11 protein-coding genes are annotated in these 11,879 nt (G+C 61.2%); 5 read left to right on the top strand and 6 right to left on the bottom strand.

Going from position 1 to position 11,879, the window contains the following annotated elements; genetic code table 11:
* Positions 1–72: 72 nt before the first annotated feature.
* Positions 73–987, bottom strand: a complete 915-nt coding sequence (locus tag ABIB44_RS06785) for a class I SAM-dependent methyltransferase (RefSeq protein ID WP_354583874.1) — start codon at positions 985–987, stop codon at positions 73–75.
* 115 nt (positions 988–1,102) lie between these two features.
* Here ABIB44_RS06785 and ABIB44_RS06780 point away from each other — a divergent pair, with 115 nt between their 5' ends.
* Positions 1,103–2,068: a YpdA family putative bacillithiol disulfide reductase gene (locus ABIB44_RS06780; RefSeq protein ID WP_354583873.1), complete on the top strand. Its 966-nt coding sequence runs from the start codon at positions 1,103–1,105 to the stop codon at positions 2,066–2,068.
* An 89-nt stretch (positions 2,069–2,157) separates the two neighbouring features.
* Here the strand turns inward: ABIB44_RS06780 and ABIB44_RS06775 are convergent, their stop codons facing one another.
* Complete coding sequence (locus tag ABIB44_RS06775; RefSeq protein ID WP_354583872.1) at positions 2,158–3,570, bottom strand: SGNH/GDSL hydrolase family protein; 1,413 nt, start codon at positions 3,568–3,570, stop codon at positions 2,158–2,160.
* A 42-nt stretch (positions 3,571–3,612) separates the two neighbouring features.
* The gene (locus tag ABIB44_RS06770) at positions 3,613–4,908 is read right to left on the bottom strand and encodes an OmpP1/FadL family transporter (protein WP_354583871.1); all 1,296 of its coding nucleotides are present in this window, start codon (positions 4,906–4,908) and stop codon (positions 3,613–3,615) included.
* Positions 4,909–5,058: 150 nt separating this feature from the next.
* On the opposite strand from ABIB44_RS06770, the gene lptB reads away from it, so the two are divergent.
* The 3 genes from lptB (at position 5,059) to ABIB44_RS06755 (ending at position 7,860) form a co-directional block, all read left to right on the top strand.
* Complete coding sequence (lptB, locus tag ABIB44_RS06765; protein ID WP_354583870.1) at positions 5,059–5,790, top strand: LPS export ABC transporter ATP-binding protein; 732 nt, start codon at positions 5,059–5,061, stop codon at positions 5,788–5,790.
* A 125-nt stretch (positions 5,791–5,915) separates the two neighbouring features.
* A complete protein-coding gene (locus tag ABIB44_RS06760; protein ID WP_354583869.1) occupies positions 5,916–7,466 on the top strand; it encodes a GH3 auxin-responsive promoter family protein in 1,551 nt (516 codons plus the stop codon).
* Positions 7,467–7,620: 154 nt separating this feature from the next.
* The gene (locus tag ABIB44_RS06755) at positions 7,621–7,860 is read left to right on the top strand and encodes a hypothetical protein (RefSeq protein WP_354583868.1); all 240 of its coding nucleotides are present in this window, start codon (positions 7,621–7,623) and stop codon (positions 7,858–7,860) included.
* Between the two features lie 10 nt (positions 7,861–7,870).
* On the opposite strand, the gene ABIB44_RS06750 is transcribed toward ABIB44_RS06755, so the two are convergent.
* On the bottom strand, positions 7,871–8,653 hold the full coding sequence (locus ABIB44_RS06750; RefSeq protein ID WP_354583867.1) for a TIGR00266 family protein: 783 nt from the start codon (positions 8,651–8,653) through the stop codon (positions 7,871–7,873).
* Between the two features lie 154 nt (positions 8,654–8,807).
* On the opposite strand from ABIB44_RS06750, the gene ABIB44_RS06745 reads away from it, so the two are divergent.
* Complete coding sequence (locus ABIB44_RS06745; RefSeq protein ID WP_354583866.1) at positions 8,808–9,416, top strand: toxin-antitoxin system YwqK family antitoxin; 609 nt, start codon at positions 8,808–8,810, stop codon at positions 9,414–9,416.
* Positions 9,417–9,459: 43 nt separating this feature from the next.
* On the opposite strand, the gene ABIB44_RS06740 is transcribed toward ABIB44_RS06745, so the two are convergent.
* Together ABIB44_RS06740 and gltX are read right to left on the bottom strand one after the other, a co-directional pair.
* Positions 9,460–9,834 carry a hypothetical protein gene (locus tag ABIB44_RS06740; RefSeq protein ID WP_354583865.1) on the bottom strand — a complete coding sequence of 125 codons (375 nt, stop codon included), beginning with the start codon at positions 9,832–9,834 and terminating at the stop codon, positions 9,460–9,462.
* A 372-nt stretch (positions 9,835–10,206) separates the two neighbouring features.
* The gene (gene gltX, locus ABIB44_RS06735) at positions 10,207–11,757 is read right to left on the bottom strand and encodes a glutamate--tRNA ligase (RefSeq protein WP_354583864.1); all 1,551 of its coding nucleotides are present in this window, start codon (positions 11,755–11,757) and stop codon (positions 10,207–10,209) included.
* Positions 11,758–11,879 lie beyond the last annotated feature (122 nt).

The raw sequence follows: 11,879 nt of genomic DNA, 5'->3' as shown, positions 1-11,879 counted from the left end.
ACCGCGCAATAGTAATTCGTTACTTACGCGGTAGAGATGTTTCGGCAAGCGCAGCATGACGTTTTTTTTGGCCTACTTCACATTGCGCGCCACCACGAACATGCGGTCGCCGAAGCGTCCGGTTAGCTTGTTTAGGTAGTACGTGGGGTACTGGCCGGCCAGCTTGCTCACCTTTTCCACCACGCTGCCGCCCAGGCGAATGTTCTTGGGCGGCTTCACCGGGTTCAGCAGTTCCACCACTTCAAAGCCTTGCTGTTTCAGCATTTTGGTAATGGTGGCCGGCGTAAATTCGAACAAGTGGTAGGGCGGAATGTCCATCTTGCGTTCCTTGCCCAGCGCGCCGTAGGCCGCGAAGCCCAGGCGCACGGTGGGCAGGTTGAGGGTGGCCGGCAGGGCCAGCACCAGCAGCCCGCCCGGCTCCAGAATGCGGTGAAACTTGGCCAGCGTGGCGGCGGGAGAAAGCAGGTGCTCCAGTACGTCGCCCATGTAGGCGAGGTCGAACTGGTTTTCGCGGAAGTCCTCGGTGGTTTCAATATTGCCCGTGACGACGGGCAGGTGCAGCTCGCGGCGGGCAAAGTCGGCGGCGTGCTCCGATATTTCTAGGCCGTGGGCTTCCCAGCCCAGCGCTTCCAGGCTTTTGAGGGTGTAGCCGGGGCCGCAGCCCACGTCGAGGTAGCGAAACCGGCGGCCGGGGTACTTGGCCAGGATGTAGTTGGTAAACTTGTCGGGCCGAACCTGGTTTAAAGCAGCCTGCTTCTGGCCATCTTCGATGAACACGACTTCCTGTTGGGTCCGGTCGTAGTTGGGGCGCTCGGTGAAATAGTCTTTGCCGTAGAGCCTTTCCAGCTGCGCGGGCGTGGGCTGGGGGTCGAGAAACATCAGGTCACAGGCGCGGCACCGGGTGCCTTGCAGCCGCTGGCCCTCAAATTCGTAATAGAAAGGCAGCTTCTTAAAATCGGTGCTGCCGCACAGGTCGCAGGTACGCATGGCGCAAAGGTAGGGGCGCACATTTGCGTCTCAGCATCCGGCCCGGTTGGCTGCGAGAGAAGCTATAGCCACTAACTGTTCAACGACGCGACGCGAATACGCGTTTTTACATCATATGCTCGACGTTCTCATCATCGGAGCCGGCCCCGTGGGCCTGGCCTGCGCCCTCGAAACCCAGCGCCGAGGCCTTAAAGTGGCCATCATCGAAAAGGGTGCGCTGGTCAATTCCCTGGTGGGCTACCCCACCAACATGGAGTTTTTCTCCACGCCCGAGCTGCTCGAAATCGGCGGCTACCCCTTTCCCACGGCCCACTACAAGCCCCTGCGCGAAGATGCCCTCGACTACTACCAGCGCGTGGCCCGCGACGAAAAACTGGACATCCGCCTGCACGAAAAAGTGCTGAGCCTGAGCGGCGAGCAGGGCAATTTCATCATCAGCACCAACAAAGGCGAAATCCCGACCCGCAACGTGGTCGTGGCCACTGGCTTCTACGACCTGCCCAACCCGCTGGGCGTGCCCGGCGAAGACCTGTCCCACGTCAGCCACTATTACAAGGAGCCCTACCAGCACGTTATGCAAAACGTGGTGGTTATCGGGGCCAAGAATTCCTCGGCCAAAGCCGCCCTGCAGATGACCCGTGCTGGGGCTAAGGTCACGCTGCTCGTGCGCGGCGCTGCCATCAGCGACTCCGTGAAATACTGGATTCGCCCCGACCTCGTCAACCGCATTGCCGAGGGCCGCATCACGGCGCACTTCAACACCACCATCACGACCATCACGCCCGAGGCTGTAGAAGTACTCACGCCCGAAGGCCCGCTCACGATTCCCACCGATTTCGTGTACGCCCTCACCGGCTACCACCCCGATGAAGCCCTGCTCGGCCGCCTCGGCGTGGAGCCCGACCCAGCCGACGAGGCCCGCGCCCCGCTCTTCGACCCCGCCACCCACCAAACTACCCGGCCCGGCCTGTTTGTGGCCGGCACCGTGTGCGGCGGCCGCGCCACCAGTCGTTGGTTCATTGAGAACGGCCGGCACCATGCCCAGCTTATCGCGGCGCACTTGGCTGGAGTGACCGTCTGAACCGGAATCTTATTCACCAAAAAGCCCCTTCTCCAGCTGGAAAAGGGGCTTCTCAGAAACTTTTCGCCTATGGGCGAGGAGCCGGATTATTAGGGGAAAACCACGCCGCGGTAGCTATTCGCGTTCACCCCCGTGAAGGTGCTGCCATACTTGGCGTTGATGGCTTTCAGTATCTCGTTGGCAATTACGGCGTAGCCACGTGGCGTGGGGTGCACTCCGTCGAGGCTGAATAGGTTACCCGAGAGGTAGCCGGCCGTGTTGTTGGCGGCGTTCACCACGTAGCCACCACTGGCTACCGAGCGGAAAAACAAGTTGGCATCGAATACCGCCAGATTACGGGCGTTGGCGGCCGTAATCAGGGCGTTGTTGAAGCCGGCGGTTGCATTAGCAACTAAAACCTGCTCCGCGTCATCGAGCACGAAGGAACTAGGGATGGGGTTAGTAGCCGAACCAAAGACCGTCGTCGTGTCGATGCCGTAGCCCACTAGGTAAGCGCTAAGATTGGCTTTCGGCACAAAGGAGCGCCAAGGTGCACCCGTAGGCCGTCCAAACAGGCCCAGGAAGGCCGAAGAGGTAAGTGTGAACAGTTGGCGTCCGCCGCTTGCATCGCGGATATCCGCCGTGGCAATGGGCTTGCGATTGGTCGAAGCAGCGTTGCCCGGAGCCGCTCCCGTCAGCGCAACCAAGCCTGGTACGTTATTAGCCACCAGCGTGGCCTTGAAGCTCGGGCCCACCGTGGTGAAGAACGGAATGCCGGTAACATCCGGGATGGTAGCTACTACGCCCTTGGCCCCATTAACCGTCAGCGCGTCCAGCACCAGGCCGGCGTTGGTGGTGAAGGTGGCAACCGAAGTGAGGGAGTTGGTGGCCACTGTTGAAGCACCGCCCGAAGTGGCGTAGCCCAGCACGTCGTTGTTGCCCAGCCATTCGGTAAAGAACGTCGGCTTGATAGAAGCTACCGTCGCCTGCACGCGCTGCAAATAGGTTTGCAGCGGCGTCGCGTCTGGCGTGATGCGCTCGAAGTAGGGGTTGCCCTGCACGCTGCCGTAGCCGGGCGTATTGATATCCGCCATGCGGATGCCGGGCACGCCGAGGTTGTTTACCGGGTCGGTGAACTTGGTGTAGAGCGGGGCGGTAGCACTGCCGCCGCGTATGGCCAGGTTCGTGGTTACGTTGGCCGTGATGGGCGAGCCCGTAGCCGTGAAGCCAGCCAGGCGCAGGTAGCCCGCGCCATTGCTCTGGGCCTCGGTGAAGAGGGGCTGCACAAAATTGCCGCCCCCCGCCTTGGCAAACTGGCCCGCCAGGATGCTGGGGTAGGAGTTCAGCTGGCCCTCGCGGTAGAGGCCACCATCGGCATAGCCGGCCGTGAGCGAGTTGCCCACGGCGATGTAGCTGGAAACGTCGGCCGAACCGGCCGAGGCCGTTGGGGCTTCAATTTCGGGCTGGCAGCCCGCCAGGCCCAGGCCCAGCAGCGCGAGTGCCGGCGCGGTGCGTTTAATCATCAGATTCATATCAGAAGGAGTCTAAAGTCGGGTGGGGAGGGATTAGAACTTGTAGTGCAGGCCGATGCCGGGCACGTAAACCTGGGTTTTGTAGGTGCCGGCGATGCGGTCGGTGGTACCGTTGTCAAGCAGCTGAGACTGCGTCTGGGTGCGCTTGAGGAAGTCCTCGAACAAGAAGGAAGCATCTAGGCCGAGGTGCTCGGTTACCTGGTAGCTCAAACCAGCCGTCAGAATCACGCGGTCGGCATCGGGGGTTTCGGGACCTACGTAGCCGTCTTTCACGGCCGTGAAGTCGTAGCTGGTGCCGGCCCGCACGGTCAGCTTATCGCTCACCTTGTACTGGCCGCCCAGGCGGAAAGCCAGCGCGTCCTGGTAGTAGCGCTTCGAGGAACTGGTGCTGGCCCCGCCCACCAGGCCGTCGGTGGTGCCGTTGCCATTGTTGCCGCTGAAGGCAAAGTCGAGCGAGCGGTAGGCGCTCCAGAACGTGAGTGACGCGTCCAGGCCAATGGTCAGCTTGTCGGTCGGCATGATGCCCACGCCCACGCTGGCCACAGCTGGCAGCGGCAGGCTAGCCGAAAACTTGTTGGCCGTGAAGCTGCGGTTGATAATACCCGCGCTGGCACCGCCGGGCAGGCCCGAGTAGGTTACGTCGCCATTCTCCACTTCGGCGTTGATGCGCGAGCGGTAGCTGATGCCTGCGCTCAGCTTGTCGGTGGGCTTAAAGAAAACGCCCACGTTGTAGCCGAACTTGGTTTTGGCTTTGCCATCGAGGGTGATGTGGCCCGGGCCGGTAGGCAGCGGAATGTCCTTCTGCAGGTTCACATTGCCGTAGGCCAGAATCATCAGGCCGGCCCCTACGCTCAGCGTCGGGGTGATGGCGAACGAGGCCGTGGGCTGCACGTAAACGGACTGCAGCGTGATTTCGGTGAGGGCGTAACGGCCATCCCAGTTATCGTTGTATTTCAGGGTGCTGCCGTAGGGCGTGTACACGGCAATGCCGGCCTTGAACTTGCCTTCCTTGGGGCCGAAGCCGGCGTAGAAGTTAAAAGGCGTCACCACTTTGTGGTCGATGCCGGTTACGCCGCCGCCGTACGGGCTGCTGTAGCTCACGCGGGCAATGGCCCCATTGAAGCCCAGCTGCACGCCGTTTTCGCGCACCATGGCCAGCGCACCGGGGTTGTAGAACATGGCAGCCTGGTCGAGCGACAAGCCTACGCCTACTCCGCCCATGCCGATGTTCTTTTGCCCGCCCAGGTTCACCTGGAAGCCGCTGGCGGACGCCGCCGACGCGCTGACCAGCAGCGTGCCCCCCGCGAGGAGTAGTGTTTTTACCGTCATAATTAAAAAAGAGTGGTGGTGGGTTTAGTTGTGCCCCTAAAAGTAGCGGAAAAATTCAAGTCAACTACTCGGCGTGCCGAATAAATGCGCATCCGATTGCGTTTGCTTCGGCGTAGGGCTGCCTCCGGCCCACCCCTTACCTTTACCCGCATGATTCTTCGCGCCGACCATCTTGTTAAAAAATACAAAGCCCGCACCGTCGTCAACGACATGTCGGTAACGGTGGGGCAGGGCGAAATTGTGGGCCTGCTCGGGCCCAACGGGGCCGGCAAAACAACCTGCTTCTATATGATGGTGGGCATGGTGAAGCCCAATAGCGGCCGTATCTACCTGGATGATACTGAAATCACGACCATGCCCATCTACCAGCGGGCGCGGTTGGGCGTGGGCTACCTGGCCCAGGAGGCCAGCGTGTTCCGCGACCTGAGCGTGGAAGAAAATATCATGGCCGTGCTCGAGATGACGAGTATGAAAAAGGAAGCCCGCCTGGCCAAGGTCGAAGAGCTGCTCGATGAATTCAGCCTGGGCCACGTGCGCAAAAACCTGGGTAAAGTGCTGAGCGGCGGCGAGCGCCGCCGCACCGAAATTGCCCGCGCCCTGGCCGTCGACCCCAAATTCGTGCTTCTCGATGAGCCATTTGCCGGCGTCGACCCCATCGCCACCGAGGAAATTCAGGGCATCGTGGCCAAGCTCAAGCACCGGGGTATCGGCGTGCTCATCACCGACCACGACGTGAACTCCACGCTCAGCATCGTTGACCGGGCCTACCTGCTCTTCGAAGGCAAGCTGCTGAAAGCCGGCACCGCCGAGGAGCTGGCCGGCGACGAAACCGTGCGCCGCGTGTACCTGGGCAAGAATTTCGAGCTCAAGCGCAATGTGTAGATTAATTAAAAATTGAGAATTAAAAATTAAAAATAGGATGGTTGCGAGTGGTCAAAGGCCAGCTTTACGAATGCTCATTTCGCATGGTTTTTAATTTCTAATTCTCAATTTTTAATTCAAAAAATATGCTCGACCAGCTCATTGCCCGCGCCGTTCAGCTCGGCAGCCTGCCCCGGCTGGCGCGCATTCGGGCGCAGCCGCACGAGGCCCAGGCGCGGCTACTGCGGGAGCTGCTGGCGCGGGCGCGGCACACCGAATGGGGCCGCCGCTACGGCTACGGCGAGCCGCTGAGCGCGGCCGATTTTGCCCGGCGCGTGCCCATCAGCACCTACGAGCAACTATACCCCGAGCTGGAAAAGGTGCTGCGTGGCCACCCCGACGTTCTCTGGCCCGGGCGGCCCCAGTGGTTTGCCAAAAGCAGCGGTACCACCAACGCCCGCAGCAAGTTCATCCCCGTCACGAAGGAGGCCCTGCACCACGGCCACTACCGCGCTGGCCGCGACATGCTGGCCCTCAGCACCCACCTCTACCCGCAGGAGCGGCTGCTGGCCGGTAAAACCCTTTCGCTGGGCGGCGCGCTCGGCCCTAACCCCTTCCGGCCGCCGGAGCCAGCCGCCCGGGTGGGCGACGTGTCGGCCGTCATCATGGCGCAGCTGCCGGGCTGGGCCGAGGGGCTGCGTACGCCCCCGCTACGCCTGGCGCTGCTCGATGAGTGGGAGGAAAAAATCGAGCGAATTGCCCACCACGTGCTGCGCCAGGATGTGCGCGTGCTGGCTGGCGTACCTACCTGGATGGTGGTGCTGCTACGCCGTGTAGTTGCCCTGGCCGGAGCCGACCATATCCTGCAGGTATGGCCGCAGCTGCGGCTGTTTTTGCACGGGGCGGTGGCTTTCGGACCTTACCGCGAGCTGTTCGGGCAGCTCATCCCGGATGCGCGGATGCGCTACCTCGAAATCTACAACGCTTCGGAGGGCTATTTTGCCCTGCAGGATGAGCCCGGGAGCGAAGACCTGCTGCTGCTGCTCGACCACGGCATCTATTACGAGTTTCTGCCCGCCGACCAATGGGCCGTGCCCGCGCCGCAGGCTGTGCCCCTGGCCGAGGTGGAGCTCGGCCGGCCCTACGCGCTGGTTATCAGTACCAATGCCGGGCTGTGGCGCTACCTGGTGGGCGACACCGTGCGTTTCACCTCACTGGCCCCCTACCGGGTGCGCATCACGGGGCGTACCAAACACTTTCTCAATGCGTTCGGCGAAGAAGTGGTGATTGAAAATGCGGAGGCTGCCGTGGCCGCTGCCTGCCACGCTACCCACGCGGCGGTGCGCGATTTCACGGCCGCGCCGGTGTGGTTCGCCGCCGATGACGCGGCCTCGCACGGGGGCCACGAGTGGGCCGTGGAATTCGTGGGCAATGCCGCCCCCGACCTGGCCCGGTTTGGGGCGGTGCTCGATGCCACACTGGCCGAACTCAACTCAGACTACGCGGCCAAGCGCCACCGGGGGTTGGCCCTGGCCGCGCCGCGCTTGCACGCGGTGCCAGCCGGCACGTTCGAGGCCTGGCTGGCCCGGCAGGGCAAGCTGGGCGGGCAGCACAAGGTGCCACGCCTGCTCAACTCGCGCGAGGTGTTGGAGGCCGTGCTGCAAATGGCCGCCGCGCGCGGGGCGCACAATCGATAGCACAGTTCAATACCGGCCGTTTGACGACTGCAATGGCGCATTGAACCAGTTATTTGCGCCACCGATAGATTTATTATAAACAATAGAATCTGGATAAGTAATATTACCGTAATAATTACTGCCTTCTTCTTGCATCCCACCCGCCCTGCATTCCATGTCTTCGATTACTGAAGTTTCGGCCAGCCAAAAATCAGCTTACCAACGGCCTTACAAAACCCGCGGCCAGCGCCGTGAAATAGCCCGCCGCAAGCACGACGAAAATACCGACCAGAAATTTCTGGTTCGGGTGGCAGTAGCAGCGGGCTTGCTGCTGTTGTTGGCTGTAGGAATAGCAGTTAGAAGCTGGGCCGACCGCGATACCGAGGTAGCGGCCACAGTGGAGTCGCCGCGATAAACAGGCCGGGCTACTCGTCGAGCATGCCGCCCAGTAGGCCGCCGAGCACGCCGCCGCTTTCTTTCTGAGCATTGCCACCCGAGGAGGCCAGCGCCTGAATAAGCTTTTTGACGGGCATTGATTGCAGCCACACGCGGCCAGTGCCGCGCAGCGTGGCTAGTAGCAACCCCTCGCCCCCGAATATCATGGATTTGAGGCCACCGGCCCGGGCCACGCTGAAATCAATGCCTGGCTCGAAAGCCACCACGCAGCCGGTGTCCACGCGCAGCAGCTCGTTGTTGAGGCGCTTTTCGATGATGGTACCGCCGGCGTGCACAAAGGCCTTGCCGTCGCCGGTGAGCTTTTGCAGGATAAACCCCTCGCCGCCGAAAAAGCCGGCTCCGAATTTCTGGTTGAAGTGCAGACTGATTTTGGTGCCTCGCGCGGCGGCCAGAAAGCCGTCCTTCTGCACAATGAGGCCCTGGGGCATTTCGCGCAGGTCGACCGCGATGATGGTGCCCGGGTAGGGGGCCGAGAAGGCCACCTTGCTTTTACCGAAGCTGCCCCGGTGCGTGAAGTGCGTGAGAAACAGCGACTCGCCGGTGATGAGCCGGGTGCCGGCCGAAAACAGCTTGCCCATGAACCCCTGGTTGGGCTCGGAGCCGTCGCCCATCTTGGTTTCGAAGGCAATGGCTTCTTCCATGTACACCATGGCCCCGGCCTCGGCAATCACGGTTTCGTTGGGGTCGAGCTCAATTTCGAGCACCTGAATATCGGCACCCAGAATGCGGTAGTCAACGTCGTGCGAGTTCATAGCAATGGCTGGTGAAGGAGTTGGTGCGGCCAAAGATATAGGCATGCAGCTATTTTTTGGAGCTGAGGAAGTGGCCGATACAATATTTTAGGGTAGATGCGTTGGAAAGAAGACTTTCAACTAACTTTATAGTTCAAATCTACTTCTTTTGCTTATGCGTGCTTCTCAACGCCTGTTACTGCTTGGGTTCAGTATGTTACTGGGAAGTTGCGCGGGCTCGCGCTTCGCCACCACTCCGCCCGCCTGGGCCTTTTGGAAGAGCAACCGATTCGACCGGCACGGCCTTGAAACCGGCCGCTGGCGCACCTACTACGACGATGGCCACCGCCAGCCCTACACGGCCGGGCACTACCGCCACGGACGGCCCGTGAAAATGTTTCAATACTACGACTCCACGGGCAAACTCGACCGTACCGAAGCGTACAGCCAGGACGGCTACTGCGAAGTGTGCTACTGGCACGCCGGCGGGCAACTGGCCCGGCGTGGCCCCGCCCAATGGGTAACCGGGCGCGGCAAGTCCCCGCGCTTTTACTGGTACGGCACCTGGACGAGCTACGAGCCCAACGGCCAGATTGCAGCCGTGCAAACCTACGTTGATGGCAACATCACCCGGGCCGAAACCTATGAAAAAGGCCAGCTCACGCAAGTAGAGCTGTTTGAGCGCGATAAACGCAGCCGCGTCGAAACCTATTCCAACGGCCAGCTTATCAAAGTAGAATCCTTCGAGAAGGGGTTGCGGGTGGGTACAACGAGTACGCTGTGAGTTAATGGTCAATGGTTAACGGTGAGTGGTTAACCATTAAAACCTACTCATCGGCTGGCAGCTCGCTGCGGGTTTCGGCGGCTTCCTTTTCGGGGTCGTCGGGACTTTTTTTCCGCTTGGCCTCGCGGCTGGTGCGCTTGATGAAATCCTCGTCGGATTCCTCCACTTCCTGGTGGCCATCTTCGATGGGAAAATCGTCGTCCTCGGTTTTTTCGCCGAACTGGCCGGCGCGGTCCACTAGCTTTTTGTCGCGCACGTGGCGGCCTAAAAACTGGTTTATCTGCTCAATACTGTAGTTGGAAGTGATTTCACCGAGCGGGTTCACCCCAATCTCGAAGCCTTCGAGCTCTTTGTGCACGCGGGCTTTTTTGGCGGGGTCGAGGGCAGTTTTTTTGGGTTTGACTGGTTTCTTGGCCATGATAGGAGGGAGCAGAAGCAAAGGAATACTGCATTACTGTACGCGAAACTGCCCCGGCGGGTGGCAGCTCAGCCCGGCCAGGCCCAAAAAAAGAGGCTGGCCACCGGCCAGCTCCCTTCCAGGGTAAGCAGCACAGCGCTTGTTCCAGCGTGAGGCGCTGGGCTAGTGGGCCGTGATGCAGCGCGTACACGCCGATAGGCAGGCGCGATAGCTGAAGTTTGGAGGAATTATCTGACTGATTACCAATAGTATGTAAAAGACGGGGGTATTAATGTAAACAGAGGAAAGCAAATGGTGCGACAAGTCGGCCTACAAAAAAGCCCGGCCGCCTGCGAACAGACGGCCGGGCTTCAGCCGGATTCTTGGTGGCGGCTAAGCTGCTACAGGGATATTAGCCACAGCCGTGTGTAACCGCTGGGCCACTTCGGGCACGCCCAGGATGGCGAGCGTTTCGAACAGGTCGGGGCCGGCGGCCCCGCCGGTCACGGCCGTGCGCAGGGCTTGCAGCACCTGGCCCGGCTTGAGGCCCTGGGCTGCCATCGTGTCGTTGAACAAGGTTTTCAGGCCTTCGGCCGAAACTTCGGTGGCGGTGGGCAGACTGGTGGCGTAGGCCGTGAGGGCGGCGGCCACCGGAGCATTCCACTTCTTGCTTACCACGGTTTCGTCGTACTCGGTCGGGGCCTGGAAGAAGTACTTGGCCTCCTGCCAGAAGTCGTTGGGGAAGGAAACCCGCTCCTTCATCACGCCCACAATCTGCTCGGCTTTGGCCTGGTCGCAGGCAATGCCGTGCTCGGCCAGGGCGCTCAGCAGGTAGGGGGCCAGCTCGGCGTTGGACTTGGCGCGCAGGTAGTGCTCGTTGAACCACTTCACCTTGTTCTGGTCGAACTTGGCCGGCGACTTGCTCACCCGCTCAATGGAAAAAGCCTGAATCAGCTCGTCCATCGAGAAAATCTCCTGCTGCGTGCCGGGGTTCCAGCCCAGGAAGGCCAGGAAGTTCACCAGCGCCTCGGGCAGGTAGCCTTCTTCGCGGTAGCCCTTGCTGATGGTGGGCTCGCCGGTTTCGGCATCGGTGCCGTGCCACTCCAGCGGAAACACCGGGAAGCCCAGGCGGTCGCCGTCGCGCTTGCTTAGCTTGCCGGTGCCGTCGGGTTTCAGCAGCAGGGGCAGGTGGGCAAACTGCGGCATGGTGCTTTCCCAGCCCAGGTAGCGGTACAGCAGCACGTGCAGCGGCGCGCTCGGCAGCCACTCCTCACCCCGGATGACGTGCGAAATCTCCATCAGGTGGTCGTCCACGATGTTGGCGAGGTGGTAGGTCGGCATGCCGTCCGACTTCATCAGCACCTTATCGTCCACGGCGCTCGAATGCACCACCACCCAGCCGCGAATCATATCCTGAAAGCGGATTTCTTCCTTGCGGGGCACCTTAAGGCGAATAACGTATTGCGCGCCACCGTCGAGCAGGGCCTTCACTTCGTCCTCGGGTAGAGTGAGGGAGTTGCGCATTTGAGCGCGGGTGATGCTGTTGTACTGCGGGTTGGGCACCTTGGCGGCCTGGAGGCGGGCGCGCATAGCGTCGAGCTCCTCGGCCGTATCGAAGGCGTAGTAGGCGTGGCCGGCGGCAATGAGCTGGTCGGCGTACTGCTTGTACATGGGTTTGCGCTCGCTCTGCTTGTAGGGGCCGTGGGGGCCGCCCACGCCCTGGCCTTCATCAATCACGATGCCGCACCAGGCCAGCGCTTCCAAAATGTACTGCTCGGCCCCGGGCACGAAGCGGTTCTGGTCGGTATCCTCGATGCGGAGCAGCATTTTGCCGCCCAGCTTGCGGGCCAACAGGTAATTATACAGGGCCGTGCGCACGCCGCCAATGTGCAGCGGGCCGGTGGGCGAGGGGGCGAAACGCACCCGGACTTCTCTTTCAGTCATAACGGAAAAAAGCGCGCCCCGGAGTTCGGAACGCGCTGCAAAGGTCGGGGTCATTTAATAATTATCATTTAACATTTAACAGCCGTTTTAGCGGACCGGATTTGCGACCGTCGAACAGCTGT

The sequence above is a fragment of the Hymenobacter sp. UYCo722 genome (genome assembly GCF_040547115.1).
In the GTDB taxonomy this organism is placed as follows: Bacteria; Bacteroidota; Bacteroidia; order Cytophagales; family Hymenobacteraceae; genus Hymenobacter.
Note: the sequence above shows the minus strand (reverse complement) of the source record. Positions and strands in the feature narration are given on the sequence as shown.

Coding starts and splice junctions, on each gene's coding strand:
- ABIB44_RS06745 (WP_354583866.1), top strand. CDS start 8,808: ATGCGTGCTTCTCAACGCCTGTTACTGCTTGGGTTCAGTATGTTACTG.
- ABIB44_RS06755 (WP_354583868.1), top strand. CDS start 7,621: ATGTCTTCGATTACTGAAGTTTCGGCCAGCCAAAAATCAGCTTACCAA.
- ABIB44_RS06780 (WP_354583873.1), top strand. CDS start 1,103: ATGCTCGACGTTCTCATCATCGGAGCCGGCCCCGTGGGCCTGGCCTGC.
- lptB (WP_354583870.1), top strand. CDS start 5,059: ATGATTCTTCGCGCCGACCATCTTGTTAAAAAATACAAAGCCCGCACC.
- gltX (WP_354583864.1), bottom strand. CDS start 11,757: ATGACTGAAAGAGAAGTCCGGGTGCGTTTCGCCCCCTCGCCCACCGGC.
- ABIB44_RS06785 (WP_354583874.1), bottom strand. CDS start 987: ATGCGTACCTGCGACCTGTGCGGCAGCACCGATTTTAAGAAGCTGCCT.
- ABIB44_RS06740 (WP_354583865.1), bottom strand. CDS start 9,834: ATGGCCAAGAAACCAGTCAAACCCAAAAAAACTGCCCTCGACCCCGCC.
- ABIB44_RS06775 (WP_354583872.1), bottom strand. CDS start 3,570: ATGATTAAACGCACCGCGCCGGCACTCGCGCTGCTGGGCCTGGGCCTG.
- ABIB44_RS06760 (WP_354583869.1), top strand. CDS start 5,916: ATGCTCGACCAGCTCATTGCCCGCGCCGTTCAGCTCGGCAGCCTGCCC.
- ABIB44_RS06750 (WP_354583867.1), bottom strand. CDS start 8,653: ATGAACTCGCACGACGTTGACTACCGCATTCTGGGTGCCGATATTCAG.
- ABIB44_RS06770 (WP_354583871.1), bottom strand. CDS start 4,908: ATGACGGTAAAAACACTACTCCTCGCGGGGGGCACGCTGCTGGTCAGC.